The sequence below is a fragment of the Clostridium gasigenes genome, from assembly GCF_900104115.1.
Taxonomy (GTDB): Bacteria; Bacillota; Clostridia; order Clostridiales; family Clostridiaceae; genus Clostridium; species Clostridium gasigenes.
On the sequence record NZ_FNJM01000002.1, the window covers coordinates 217,384 to 231,615 of the forward strand.

Here is a 14,232-nt window from a genome sequence, read left to right on the forward strand (position 1 = left end):
TTACTTCCCCCTATACTCTTTTTTATAAGTATATCAAATCTAACATGACAACTATATGTCATGTTTCTTAAGGCAGATCCAAATAAATATCAAGTCCGTATTCTTGCCTTTTTTGCACTATATCTAATACTTATTAAGAATATTCTCCGCTTGTCTCTTCAACTCTAAACAAACTTCTTTTGGCTTAATAACTTCTATAGAATCACCAAAACTTAAAACCCAACTTAGTAAATTCTCACTACTTTCAAATCCAATCTCAAACATTAGTTTACCATTTTCCAAATTAGTAAAGCTATCTATGCCATATTCTTCAATTAATCTATACTTAACTTTAACATCAAATAATGCAGTTAACTTTATTTCATTTGAAAAATATCTATCAAATTCTATTTTTTCTTCTGGTACTCTTCTTTTATCAAAATACTCTTTATTACATATTAAACTCCATAAACGATTTAACTTAAATAATCTAAAATCTTCTCTTTCTAAACAATATCCAAGGACATACCACGATGACCATCTAAACACAAGTAAATATGGTTCAATAATTTTATCGACTTCACCTTTATTATAGAAATATTGAAATGAAATTAAGCTTTGTTCATTTATAGCTGTCTTTATACATTCTATTTTTTGCGTTAAGCTCTCCTTATAATGTGAGGATAAATCTATTAAAATATTCCCTGAGTTAGATATAACAGCATTTTTCTCCTTAGAAAATTTATCCCAAAGATTATCTCACTACTTAAATTTGATGATATACTATCAATAGCATTTAGACCTGCAAATATAGATTGCAATTCATCTGAAGTAAATATAGTTTTATCAATTTTATAACCTTCTGCAATTGCTATTCCACCATCATATCCTTGTGTAGAAATAATAGGTATCCCAGCTTTGCATATATCTTCAATATCACGATTTATGGTTCTCCTTGACACTTCAAATTTTTCTGCAAGAAATGGTGATGTAACCTTATCTTTTTTCAGTAACACTATGATAATTCCTATTAGTCTATCAATCTTTATTACAAACACCCCCCTTTATAGAAACATCAACACCATAGGGATGCCTTATAGGTAACACAGACATAAATTCTTTTACTTTTACGATTTTATTATTATCATCAAAATCTATTAATGATACTCCATTAAATTCATTTATCTCTTCCTTATGCTTATATTTAAAATACCATTCACAAATGATGCGCTTATCTAATACTATATATTCTTCAATTTTCCATATTAGCACTTTACTATTTATATTCCAATCTTCAAACCATAACTTCAATTCTTTTATACCTTTATATGCGGGTCCCCAAGATTCTATATATAATGCATTTTCACAAAAATATCTTTCTATTATAGACTTGTCATTATCTATCCACCCCTTAAAATAATCTCTTACTATTTTTTCTTTTTTATCCATAGTTCTTATCCCCTAACTACGTATTTATTATTTAAGCATCCTCTTGGCTTAGTTTTTCACTATTTCCAATATATAATTTATATATTAAGTATACTTATACTGGTAAAAAACTTGTTTTATATTTCATTTATAAAGCTAAAAATTTTGGAATGAAAGTTCTATATGTTGGTACTGGTAACTCAAGTCTAAATCAATTAGCCTTATACCATAAAATTCTTCTGTTTTTATTTTTTTCCTGCCCATCTTTTTGTTTGTACTGCTGTTAATTTAAATTCATCCATATTTTGATTAATAAGTTCTTCTGATTGTTCTGGTGTCATCTTTTCTGAATTAATAACATTTGATACAACACCCTTTGCTTTAATAAATCCATTTCCGTTATTTTCAATTAAAATGATTATTCTATTTTTCACGTATACTACAATAAACTTCACAACTAACAACAGCCTTAAATCCCACACTCATATAAAGTTTTATAGCTTTATTATTCCACTGAACTACTCCTAAGCTTATATTTTCAACATCATTATTTTGATAATAGTTAATAGCAAAATTAAGAAGTTTCTTTCCATACCCATTTCCTTGATACTTTTCATTAACTATTAAATCATCAATTTCATTATTAATAAGACTTACAGCTCCAATTAAATCTTTTCCATCTAATAATAAGAATATATTGTCCTTATTATTAATTAGTTCATCAGCACTATAACAAGCTCTAGTAGGTTTAAACCCTAATGCACTTCTAAGTTCAAAGAAACAGTCCTCATAAACATTTTTATAGCACTCATAATACTTATTATCATAATTTATTAACTGCAAATCGCTTTCTACCTTTTCACCACAATACATCATCTTGTGATAACCAAACCATTTTCTAAACCCCATGTTAATAAAAAAATCACCACTATAAATTTTCTCTGTTCTAATCTCTGTTTCAATATTATTAATATGTTTTCCCTCTAAATAATCTATAGCTTTTGAAAATAATTTCCCACCAATTCCACGTCTTCTATATGCTTCTGATACATATATTGTTACTTCTCCCTTTTCAACTTTATTATTAGCTATAGTAGCAGATACCCCTACTATTTTATTATCACATTCATAAACTAATATACTACTTGTATCACATTTCAATTTTTCTATTAATTCTTTTTCATTGAAGCCACCAATTTCTGCCTTTAAAAGTTCTATAACTTTATAAATATCATCACTATTAATATTTCTTATCACTACAATCCCCCTGTAATTATATTTAATATATTAATATATTTTCTTATTTATATTTTACTATATATTTCCACACAGCTCAATCTCTTAGATTTTTATTAAATAAAAACGAGCCACAAACTATATAAATAGTCTCTGGCTCATTAAATATTTATTTTTATCCCCATGGTCTCCATATTTTGCTATTCAAATGAAAATTGTTGATAATAGCAAACCTATTTATAACATTTCTTTTTTTATTTTCTTCAATGCTTTTTTAGAGCCCCTCTCAATATCTTTTTCTAGCTTTCTTTCCTTATAACTTATAAATAACTGATTTAAATCATAACCTTCTGGATAAAGTTCACTTGCCTTTAATTCTAGTTCTATTCTTTTATAATTAACTTCAACAAATTGCTTATTGTATAGTATAGTCACATTATTTAATCTATCTCTTTCTTTATATACAATAGCTGATTCATTATTTTCTAAAAGAATAATTTTATCTCCTACAGAGTATTCATAAAAATTTTCCTTTACTTGTAACTCTTTATTTTTTAAAACCTTACTATCTTTTATTAAATTATAATTATAATTTTTAGTATTAATATATTCTCTTGCTTTATCAATAATTGAATCATATAATCCCATCTTTTTAGAAATATATAAAGCATTACTATTACCTACTTTTCCTATACTAAGTTTATATAATGGTTCCAAAGTTTCTTTTTCAAACTCCATAGCTGCATTTTCAAAATCAGGATGTTCTTTTGAAAAGTTTTTTATTTCTCCATAATGAGTAGTTGATATAGTTATACAACCCTTATGGTATAATTCTTCTAATATTGCAATAGCTAAAGCAGATCCTTCATTTGGTTCTGTTCCACTGCCAATTTCATCAAACAATAGTAGTGTTGACTTTGTACTTTCTTTAATTATTTCAGCTATATTTTTTATATGAGCTGAAAATGTACTTAACGCATTTTCAACACTTTGATTATCACCAATATCAACAAATAACTTTTTAAATACAGAAAGTTCTGTCCCTTGTTCAGCTTCTATATGAAATCCAGATTGTACTCCCAATGTTAACAATCCAATTGTCTTTAATACTACAGTTTTGCCACCTGCATTTGGTCCCGTTATTATTAAACCTCTGTAATTTTCACCAATTTCAAAATCTAACGGTGTACTATTTTTAATAAGAGGATATTTTCCTTTAATCACTTTTATATATCCATGCTCATTGAGTTTAGGTTTAATTCCCTTTATTGATTTACTATATTTAGCTTTTGCCAAGATCATATCATATTCAGATATAACATCAACATTCACCTTCAAATCTTTTATTCTTTCAAAAAGCATATCTGTTAAAGTAGCTAATATTTTATATTCTTCCATACTTTCTTCTGATTTTAATACTGCTAAGTCACTTGTATACTTTGAAATAACATTTGGCTCTATAAAGACTGTTGTTCCCTTTGAAGATGTTTCAATAATGGTACCTTGAACTTTATTTTTATGCGCTACCTTAATTGGAATTGTATATTTTCCACCACGCTGACTAATGAAGAATTCTTGAATATACTCTTTATTCCCATCATTTTTAAGGAACTTATCTAACTTCTCCGTTATCTTACTTTCACATATATCAATATGTCTTCTTATTCTTTTAAGATCCTTACTAGCATTTGAATCAACAATACTACCTCTAATTGATAGGTTTATTTCATCTTCAATGTAGCTCAAATCACAAATATTTTCTCCATAAGAACTTAAAGTAGGTGCATATCCCTCTTTATCCTTTATGAATAACTTTACTTTTCTACATCCTCTTAAAAAATTTGACATCATAGTCAAATCGGATGCGTCTAAAGATTCCCCTTTTTCAATCTTCTCAATAAGAGGTAATATATTAAATATGCCATCTAGTGGTATATTATAAGATGCATCTAACAATCTTCTTCCTTCTGATGTTTCATTTAGTCTTTGATTTACAATTTTCATATTACTACTAGGTTCTAATTTATCAATTAATCTTTTTCCTAATCCGCTAACGCAATATCCTTTTACTATTTCTTTTAACTCATAGTAATGTAATTTTTCTAATGTTACTTTATTCATATTAATAATCCTTCCTTGCATTTTTTATTACACTACAAGTCTACGAAATCTCGATAGATTTCTATTTTTTATATAATAAAAAAGCCATGGATACCTCCACAGCTTGAAATTCAACAATTAATAAAGGTAATTATATTACCTCTTTAAAGTAAATTCGTGGACTTGTATCTTTAATAGTACAATTTAATTCCACAACAAATAAAAGGTATACACCCCTATTTTTTTGGAATTAATATTAACTTAACTATTTTAGATACTAAACACTCACAAAAATACCTCTCTTTTTTTTGAAATCTATCTTATACAGTATATGTTAAATTCAATCTAATTGTCAACGTTATTATACATTTCTATATTAATCTTCATCGAAGATTCCATGACCTCCATTACTAACCCTACAACAACTTCAATGCATCCTCTTCTTCTAATGGTTTAGAAAATAAATATCCTTGAATATAATCCACATTCATATGCTTTAATTTTTCTAATTGTTCTTCAGTTTCAACACCTTCAGCCACTATTGGTAAATTTAACGAATGTGCTGATTCAATAATTAGTCTTAAAATCTTTGTATATTCATCTTGTAAATCCATACCATTAATAAAACTTCTATCTATTTTGATTATAGATAAAGGAAGTCTTACAATATAATTAAATGATGAATAACCTGTTCCAAAATCATCTAAGCTAATTATTATTCCCATATCTTTCAGTTCTTTAATTTTCTCTATATTTTCCTCTATATTTTTAAGTAATACTGTTTCTGTTATTTCTACTCCAATACAATCTATACATACACCCGTTTCCTTAAATATTGATTTTATCGTTGACATAAAATCCTTGTCCATTATTTGAACTGGCGATATATTAACAGAAACTATAATTTTCTCTTTTGCATTTTCATTTATTTTTTCAGCAAACTTACATGCTTCACGCATTATATAATATCCCATATCTATTATTAAATTACTATTCTCCATTATCTCTATTATTTTAATAACTGGAACATTTTTATATTTATCATTTTGCCATCTAAATAAAGCTTCAAAGCCTTTTAGTTTCTTATCTACTGTATATTGTGGTTGGTAAAATAATTTTACTTCATTTTTTTCTATAGCATTTCCTAAGTCTTTTTCTATACTTAATTTTAAATTTCTTTCGTCTTCCAACTCTTTGGTATATATCATAAATTTGTTTTTACCTAATTCTTTAGCTTTATACATTGCTATATCTACTTTCATAAGTAACCTATCAACATCAACTATGCAATCTCCCATTGCAATTCCTATACTAAGAGAAAAGTCATAATTTTTATTATTTTTTTGTAAATATGCTTTTCCTAATATTTCTTTTGCTTTATCACATATGATATTTACGTTTTCTATGTTTTTGAAAACAACTAAAAATTCATCTCCACCTAAACGACATAAAAAAGTATCCTTGCAAATTTCTCTAAGCCTATTTGATACAGATATAATAACTTCATCTCCAAAATGATGTCCATAACAATCATTAATATCTTTAAAATTATCAATATCTACAAACATCATGCCTATCTTACTATAATTAGTTTCTTTCTCCATATAATTATATAAGGCTCTTCTATTTGATATTTGAGTAAGTGCATCTGTAAGAGCTTGCTTTTTTATTTCTTTTTCTGCTTCTCTAATCTCTGTAACATCTACAAGCGCACTTGTAATACCTATAACTTCATTGCCTATATCAAATACAGGCGTCTTATAAATTTCTACATTTCTTATACCCTTATGAGTTTTTACAGTGTCCTCAAACTTCATGGGTTCTCTTCTCTTAATTACTTCCTCATTTTTTTTATAAATTTCTTTTACATAACTTTCTAAAAAAATCCTTTTAGGGGTTTGGCCTATTAGTTCATCAATATTTATATCAAAATATTGTGTAAACTGTTTATTTCCATTAAGATATACTCCATTTGTATCGCTTAGCCATACTGGAAAAGGTAAATTATCCATAAGCATTTGTAATTTTGCATCTTTATTTTTTAATTCAGTAATATCTCTAGCAACCCCAATAGTCCCTATAACTTCATCAGCACCATCTATCACAGGTGCTTTATGTATATTAAATTGTCTGTATCCTTTTTTTCCTATAATAACTTCATCAAAAACTACTTGTTTTCTTTTACTCATAACTTCTAAATCATATTCTCTACATCTATCTCCTACATTTCCATCCCATACATAGTGGTCACCTCTGCCTTTTATCTGCTCCATTGTTTTTCCACTATGCTCCATAAAGTCATTATTCACTTTAATATAATTGCTATCCTTATCTTTAAACCAAGCCATATATGGAGTATTGTTTAATAATGCATTAAATTGTATGTCTTTCATCTTAGATTTTTTTTCAGCATTCATTAATCTGATTTGATTAATAACTCTTATATAGAGTTCTTCTGTTGTAAATGGATTTAATAAGTAATCATCTGCGCCTACTTCTATATATTCTTTTAGATTTTCAATGTTGGTTTTATCTATGCATAATATTATACCTACTTGTCCTTCTAAAAAATTATTTCTTATTTTCTTTATAGCATATATAGATTCCTCATATCCTATATTAGTATCTATCAACAGTAAATCTAAGTCTGTGTTAATAACATTGTTTATATTTTCACATATCATTAATTTATAATCTTTATTATTAAATTCATTAGCTATCTTAAAAAAACTTTTTGTGTCATTAGAAATTATAGATATTTGCTTTTTGTTCATATGTTATTTTTCTCCTCCTCATGTATACTTTGTCAATAGTATATCATATCTTTATATACTATTTAAAGAACCAATATATCCGTCTTAATACCCAAATATCCACCTCTTATCAACCAAATATATCTATTTAAAATTATAATAGTTCAAAAATGATTTAATAATTTTACAGTTGAATAAAAGCATTTATGATACTTATTTCTTTAATAGTAATAACGTCTGTAATATCAAAATTCATTATTAGCATGATTATTCTTTCAAAAAAATAATCGCAATACCTAAATTAGATATTGCGATTAATATATTATTACTCTATAATTTCTAAATCTCTATATTTACTAATTAAAAACACCTACAGCATATGGTATTCCATAAGAAATAATAGTCATTATTATTGTAGCAATTATTATCCCTGTCAATATTGAACCGGATGCTTTTTTTACTTTTATACCTAATATTGATGCTATTAAAGCTCCTGTCCATGCCCCTGTACCCGGTAGAGGAATACCTACAAATAATGCTAATCCCCAAAACTCATACTTTTGTATTTTCTCACTTTTAGACATAGATTTCTTCTCTAATTTTTCTACTATACCACTTAGTAACTTAGTTTTCTTCATCCACGTAAAGATAGGTGTTATAAACCAAAGTATAAAAGGTATTGGTATTATATTTCCTAACATACATAACCAAATTGCATTAAACATGCTTATACCTAATAATGAAGATGCAATTATTCCTCCTCTAAGCTCTAGAATAGGAACCATTGATATTATTAAAACAACTAGCTCCTTTGGCATAAAGCTTAAATTATTAGTGAACCAATTTATTAACGAATCTGACATTTAAAAAGCTCCTTATAATATATTTTTAATTCCAGTATATAAGTTTTGCACATAAACAGACTACATAATGTTACTTTAAACACATTATACCATATCATTTACATAATTATTATTTTTTTTACCATTACGTAATTTCAAACCTATATATGCTATTACTAAGAAAACCTCCAATGGTATCCACTTCTAAACTTAAATCAAATCTAAGTAGTAGACTTATTATTCTTAGTTCCCCCTATTTACTACTCTTCCTTGTAACCCTTCAATTACATCTAAAGTTTTCTCATGTAGTAAATCGTCAAAACTAGCACAAAGGCTTCCATCAACAATAATCTCTGCATTTCTATATTGTGATTGGAACATTACCATATTGCTAACTACGCATATATTAGTAACAACTCCTACTATTTCAATTTCTTCAATGTCATTACCTATTTCACTAGCAAGATTAATCATATCCTCTGGAGACAATCCAAAACCATATTTTTTATAGTGAACTGTATTTTTTCCACCTACGAACTCTTCCAATTTTCCATATAGATTATGTCCTTCTGACCCTTCTATACAATGAGGAACTGGTAAGTTTTTTCCCTCTCTTGTTTTTAAATAATCTTCCGAATGTGTATCATAGGTAAACAATACCTTATCTCCATTTTGCAAATATTTATTTACCTTATTATATATTCCATTTTCTAAAGTTGTAGCTTTTTCAAAACCTAATGTTCCATCAACAAAATCTTTTTGATAATCAATAACTACTAATAATCTTTTCATACTTGATTCCTCCTAAATTTCATATATTTAAATTTTATTCTTAGCTGGTAAAATTAAAACATCAAATTAATACTATTTATGTATCCTTAATTTGTCAACATTTGCTTTTAACTCTAAAAAACAACCCTTACAACATCCTCTCTCTTTAACAATACATTAAATTTATCATGAAAAACTTTATAACGCTTTGCGTGTAATAAAACTTATATAAAAATAAGGGCCTAACTCAAAATAAAATTATATTTTGAATTAGTCCCTAAAGTCATCTTTCATTTAAAGATATTAATCTATGATGATATTCCTTATAATCTTTACTTATAATTATATCCTTAAATTATAAAGCAGCTATTCACATCATATAGATACAAACCTATTTGTTTTCAGTTACTATTTCTTTGTATCCTTTTAGATCTGTATAAATCTCATCTTTAAGAGGATTAAGTTTATTTTTCTTAATTCTACTAAAGTGATAAATAAATACTGCTATATTTCCTGCAAGAGCTAAACAACTTACAACCCATAACGCTACTTCATTGTGAGATGCTTGCACCGCAAACTTTGAAGTATCAGCAAAGTATGGGAATGTCAAAGAGAACATTCCCCAAAGTGCTAAAGTCTGTGCACGATGTTGTAGCCAAGCTCCTCTTTTAAAGAAAAATGCTGGAATAGTGCAAGATAATAATAACACTGCACCTGAATAGAATGAGTGATCAGGAATACAGTTATAAACATAAGCAAAATTCCATAGATCATAAGCTATTATCCAGAACCACAACTGATCAGGCCATAGCATGTCTTTGTTTTTATCTTTTCCAATAAAAATCCCAACCCATCCAGCGATAGTTATGATATTCAATATCCCTGCAATACCATTTATAATATTCCAAGGTCCGCCATTAATTAATACTCCATCTACAATGCCGTTATAACCATAACACTGAAAATCACGGAATACAGCCTCTAAAATGTTTATTGAAAGAATAAGTGGTGGAAATAACAGTAGCATTTTTTTGCCATCAAGTCCCTTTATATACCTAAGAGCCATAAAACCAAGAACACCAGCAAGTGCAGAATATGTCTTTACCCACGGAAACCAGTAACCTACTGGAGTGCCAGGCCCTGCTGTTCTTACCCATACAGTAAAAGTCAGTACAATAGGTGCAACTAAATATACACCTATTGCAAGCCATTTACTCCGACGAGTAATCTCATTGACAAGCATTAATCCACATAGTACCACTAGCCCCATTAAAGCAGCGTACCATGGTATAGAGTTAAACAAAAACATATTATTATCCCCCTTGTAAAATTTTTTGATAAAATTTAATAATCCAAATTCAGATTTTCTTATATTAAAGATAATCTTGAATGGCTATTCACATTTCATATTATTAAGCACACCATTACAGTATGCCTTCCATGTTTTTGCAATGAATTCCTCAGCTTTGCTTGTTGACCCATAGCATAACAATTCACCTTCTAAAGCACCTTGAATCATCGCTAAAAATAGCAATGCATTACTCTCTATCTCATCCTCACTTGGATAATTTTTCAGCATGCTTTGTTCAAATGCTTCTTCCATTTTCTTCATATGAAACATTTCTAAATTAAATACTAATTCACTGCATTTTTTTCTTAAGTCATCATTATCAATAAGTAGAATATTTCTCCAAAATCTCAATTTATCATTATCTTTGAAATATTTAATAATATCAAAAAAGATATTTTTAAACTTTTCATCAATTGCTGTATGCTTGCTTTCATTATAAACATTATTTAAAAATTCATTGTACTTAACAACTTCCTTTTCAACTATTAAATATACAATTTCATCTTTGCTTATAAAATGGCTATATAAAGAAGGTGTTTTTATCCCAACTTCTTTTGCAATATCTGCCATAGATACATTATAGCCTCTCTTTGAAAAGTGTTTATATGCAGCTTCAAGAATCTCTTCTTTTTTTCCCATAATGAATCACCTACCCACTCGTTTTATAATATTATATTTACCTAACTATCATTAGTTAGTTTTTACTTATTCTACCATTTTATTCGTCATTTGTCAACGATACTATAGTTCTATACTACCATTAAATCATTACAACAATCTTTGTAATGCTTCCGTTTCACTTATAATTATTTGATACGATTAGTTAACTAACTAAAACTCATCTCCTACTGTTATATCAACACTTATCAGAAAAACCACACCTATTTATGGTACGCCTCTACGTATCACTATTAAGTGTGGTTTTTCCACTTTATACTACTATTAATACACATATCTTATTTTCTCTACTTTTTTTCTTAACTAATGCTAAATTCTATTAATTTGTTTTTTATATTTATTACTGGTTAGAAAATAAAATATAATTTGGATAACAGAATATACTCCAAAAACAAACAAACTATTTTTCCACATATATTCGCCATCATTAATAAGATTAAGAATATTATATAAATAATATCCTGTACAGGTTAAAGCTATAACAGGAGGTACAAGAAATACTGCACCTAATTCTTGCATAGATAATTTATTAATTTCATTCTTACTTAAACCTATTTTTATTAATTGTTTACTTCTTTCCCTATCCTCTTCAATAGATGATATTGTCTTAAAATATAAAACTGCTGCACTTCCTATTAAAAACATCATTCCCATAAAGCTAGATATAAATAGCATAAAACTATTTTCTTTTATAGCCGAATCAAACATATTTTCTTTAATGATTAATGTATCACTAACCTTTTTTCCTAAATTAGTCTCTAGCCTATTTTCTAAACCTTTATATCCTTCACTATTTTTAATATTGATCATTACATCGTAAGTAACTGCTTCATCCCCTAGCTTTTCCTTCATCATTTTATAATCTTCATTATTAACAACTAAAGCCGCATTTCTAATATAGTTATTATTGAAGAAGTAATTTACAGGAAGAGTAAATATTTCATTTCTTTTATTTTCTTTTCTTATATATACATACTCATCTATCATACGATTCTCTTTATATTCGTCTAAAGATAATTTATTGTTCTGCATTGATTTTTTAGATAAATCTAGCATAAAGCCTGAGTCTGAAAAACTCCCACTCTTTTCAACAGTAGAATAGAGAACTTCTCCTTTTTTTAGATTTAGATCATTATTTCCTAGACTTCTATAGCTATCTTCATTTATAACTAACATTTGAAAATTACGCCATAAACATTCACCTTCATAAACTCTTATATCCGGAATATTTAATCCTTCTAACTCATTATAACTTTCAACTCCACCTAAGTTTTTTGTAGCAATCTCTTTAATATCTTTATTTTCCACGTCACTTTTATCAACTATAAAACTCATATCATATGGATACTTTATATCCATTTGTCTCTCTGTTCCCTTATACATGCCATAGGCAATAGATATAAATACCATTGCTCCTGAAACCATTAATGTAACTACATATAAGACTGTTCTATAAGACATAAATCTATGTGAAAGAGAATTCATAAATAAAATATTATTATTATAAATTCTTTTAAATCTTCTTAAAACCTTTACTACTACAGTCATAGAGAACCCTATCAATAAATAAACCGAAACCATTATCCCTAATATAGATGCAGCAAATAAGTTTTTTGTATCCGCTATTTGCTCATTAACAGCTATTTTAAAAGCAATAATAGAAATTATAAAAATTATTATTCCTATTATCCCTAAAATATTGCTTGTACTTCCCAGATCTTTTTTTGATTTCGACTTTAATATATTAACTATTGAATATCTTTTCAAGAAAAACATTTGATATATTGTAGTGAATAAAAATATTATAGTTGAAATTAAAAATATCGTTCCATACGCTTTAAAACTCAAAGGAATAATTATATTATCAATTTTCAATATTTTCCCTATAGACATATGAAATAGTTTTGAAAATACACTTCCCCCAAGAGATGCAACTAGAAAGGATATCAACGCTATTATAATATTTTCATAACAAAGTATTTTTGTTATTTCTTTTGAAGTTAATCCTATTGTGAAATATACCCCAAATTCTCTCCCTCTATACTTTGTAAAGGAAACTGTTGTAAAAATTATAAACATTAATGAAAAAGCTACCATTAATATAACTACAGACATAAAATTTTCTTTTACAAACATAGTTTCATCAACCTTCATAAATTCTGGACTAAACACTAAAGTGAAAAACATAAATAGGATACATTGAATAAGACTATTCCCAAGAAGATAAGCTGTGTAATTCTTAATGTTATACTTGATATTTTTTATAATTATTGAAGAAAATTCCACTATTCTTGTCCTCCTATAACTAATTGTGCTTCTATAACCTTGTCAAAGAACTCTTTTCTATTTCCATTAGAGTTTATTTCAAGCTTAATAGTTCCATCTTTTATAAATATAATTCTCTTACAAAAGGATGCTGCAAGAGGATCATGAGTTACCATAACAATAGTAGATTTCTTTTCTTCATTTATCTTTTTAAAACTTTCCATTATATTCATTGATGATTTTGAATCTAAATTTCCTGTAGGCTCATCTCCTAATATTATTTTAGGTTCTTTAATTAATGCTCTAGCTTCTGCCGCTCTTTGTTTTTGACCACCTGAAATATTATAAGGATAACTATTTTCAACTTCTTTTAACCCAAAATACTCTATTAATTCATTAACCTTATCCTCAATAACCTTAGGTTTTACCCTGTCTAATGTTAATGGAAATCCTATGTTTTCTTTAACAGTTAAGCTATCTAAAAGATTAAACTCTTGAAATATAAAGCCAATATTGTTTCTTCTAAAAATAGCCATATCATCTTTCTTCATAGTAAGAATATTTTTTTCACCTATAAAAATTTCACCTGCTGTAGCTTTATCAATTCCAGCTAAAATATTTAATAAAGTTGTTTTACCACTTCCACTAGGCCCCATAACTCCCAAAAATTCTCCATCCTCCACCTTAAAAGATATGTCATTAAGCGCTTTTATAGCTTGCGCACCTTTAAATGCATCATAAACTTTAGTTACTTTTTTACATTCTAAAACTTCCATATAAATATACCTCATTTCTTTTCCGAATTTAGTCATATCCAAATAAATAACAA

13 protein-coding genes are annotated in these 14,232 nt (G+C 27.3%); all 13 read right to left on the reverse strand.

Annotated elements, in window-relative coordinates; genetic code table 11:
- Window positions 1-123 precede the first annotated feature (123 nt).
- Window positions 124-696 (reverse strand): helix-turn-helix transcriptional regulator, encoded by a 573-nt coding sequence (locus BLS77_RS20640; protein ID WP_341423429.1) that lies wholly within the window; start codon window positions 694-696, stop codon window positions 124-126.
- Entirely contained in the window at window positions 672-995 is a 324-nt protein-coding gene (locus tag BLS77_RS20645; protein ID WP_341423418.1) for a helix-turn-helix transcriptional regulator, read from the reverse strand. Before BLS77_RS20645 ends, BLS77_RS20640 begins: the two co-directional genes overlap by 25 nt.
- Window positions 996-1,017: 22 nt before the next feature.
- Window positions 1,018-1,428 (reverse strand): nuclear transport factor 2 family protein, encoded by a 411-nt coding sequence (locus BLS77_RS06025; protein WP_089966958.1) that lies wholly within the window; start codon window positions 1,426-1,428, stop codon window positions 1,018-1,020.
- A 224-nt stretch (window positions 1,429-1,652) separates the two neighbouring features.
- On the reverse strand, window positions 1,653-1,841 hold the full coding sequence (locus BLS77_RS06030) for a hypothetical protein (protein WP_139164821.1): 189 nt from the start codon (window positions 1,839-1,841) through the stop codon (window positions 1,653-1,655).
- A complete protein-coding gene (locus BLS77_RS06035; RefSeq protein WP_089966962.1) occupies window positions 1,831-2,664 on the reverse strand; it encodes a GNAT family N-acetyltransferase in 834 nt (277 codons plus the stop codon). Before BLS77_RS06035 ends, BLS77_RS06030 begins: the two co-directional genes overlap by 11 nt.
- A 216-nt stretch (window positions 2,665-2,880) precedes the next feature.
- Window positions 2,881-4,764, reverse strand: a complete 1,884-nt coding sequence (locus BLS77_RS06040) for an endonuclease MutS2 (RefSeq protein ID WP_089966963.1) — start codon at window positions 4,762-4,764, stop codon at window positions 2,881-2,883.
- Between the two features lie 395 nt (window positions 4,765-5,159).
- Window positions 5,160-7,517, reverse strand: a complete 2,358-nt coding sequence (locus BLS77_RS06045; protein ID WP_089966965.1) for an EAL domain-containing protein — start codon at window positions 7,515-7,517, stop codon at window positions 5,160-5,162.
- Window positions 7,518-7,852: 335 nt separating this feature from the next.
- A complete protein-coding gene (locus tag BLS77_RS06050) occupies window positions 7,853-8,359 on the reverse strand; it encodes a COG2426 family protein (protein WP_089966967.1) in 507 nt (168 codons plus the stop codon).
- Between the two features lie 222 nt (window positions 8,360-8,581).
- A complete protein-coding gene (locus BLS77_RS06055; protein ID WP_089966969.1) occupies window positions 8,582-9,130 on the reverse strand; it encodes a cysteine hydrolase family protein in 549 nt (182 codons plus the stop codon).
- A gap of 370 nt (window positions 9,131-9,500) precedes the next feature.
- Window positions 9,501-10,418, reverse strand: a complete 918-nt coding sequence (locus BLS77_RS06060; protein WP_089966971.1) for a DUF5692 family protein — start codon at window positions 10,416-10,418, stop codon at window positions 9,501-9,503.
- Window positions 10,419-10,502: 84 nt separating this feature from the next.
- The gene (locus tag BLS77_RS06065; protein WP_089966973.1) at window positions 10,503-11,099 is read right to left on the reverse strand and encodes a TetR/AcrR family transcriptional regulator; all 597 of its coding nucleotides are present in this window, start codon (window positions 11,097-11,099) and stop codon (window positions 10,503-10,505) included.
- 348 nt (window positions 11,100-11,447) lie between these two features.
- Complete coding sequence (locus BLS77_RS06070; RefSeq protein WP_089966975.1) at window positions 11,448-13,424, reverse strand: ABC transporter permease; 1,977 nt, start codon at window positions 13,422-13,424, stop codon at window positions 11,448-11,450.
- Window positions 13,424-14,179 (reverse strand): ABC transporter ATP-binding protein, encoded by a 756-nt coding sequence (locus tag BLS77_RS06075; protein WP_089966978.1) that lies wholly within the window; start codon window positions 14,177-14,179, stop codon window positions 13,424-13,426. The genes BLS77_RS06070 and BLS77_RS06075 overlap by 1 nt, the downstream gene beginning before the upstream one ends.
- Window positions 14,180-14,232 lie beyond the last annotated feature (53 nt).

Coding starts and splice junctions, on each gene's coding strand:
- BLS77_RS06040 (WP_089966963.1), bottom strand. CDS start 4,764: ATGAATAAAGTAACATTAGAAAAATTACATTACTATGAGTTAAAAGAA.
- BLS77_RS06055 (WP_089966969.1), bottom strand. CDS start 9,130: ATGAAAAGATTATTAGTAGTTATTGATTATCAAAAAGATTTTGTTGAT.
- BLS77_RS06025 (WP_089966958.1), bottom strand. CDS start 1,428: ATGGATAAAAAAGAAAAAATAGTAAGAGATTATTTTAAGGGGTGGATA.
- BLS77_RS06065 (WP_089966973.1), bottom strand. CDS start 11,099: ATGGGAAAAAAAGAAGAGATTCTTGAAGCTGCATATAAACACTTTTCA.
- BLS77_RS06060 (WP_089966971.1), bottom strand. CDS start 10,418: ATGTTTTTGTTTAACTCTATACCATGGTACGCTGCTTTAATGGGGCTA.
- BLS77_RS06045 (WP_089966965.1), bottom strand. CDS start 7,517: ATGAACAAAAAGCAAATATCTATAATTTCTAATGACACAAAAAGTTTT.
- BLS77_RS06075 (WP_089966978.1), bottom strand. CDS start 14,179: ATGGAAGTTTTAGAATGTAAAAAAGTAACTAAAGTTTATGATGCATTT.
- BLS77_RS06050 (WP_089966967.1), bottom strand. CDS start 8,359: ATGTCAGATTCGTTAATAAATTGGTTCACTAATAATTTAAGCTTTATG.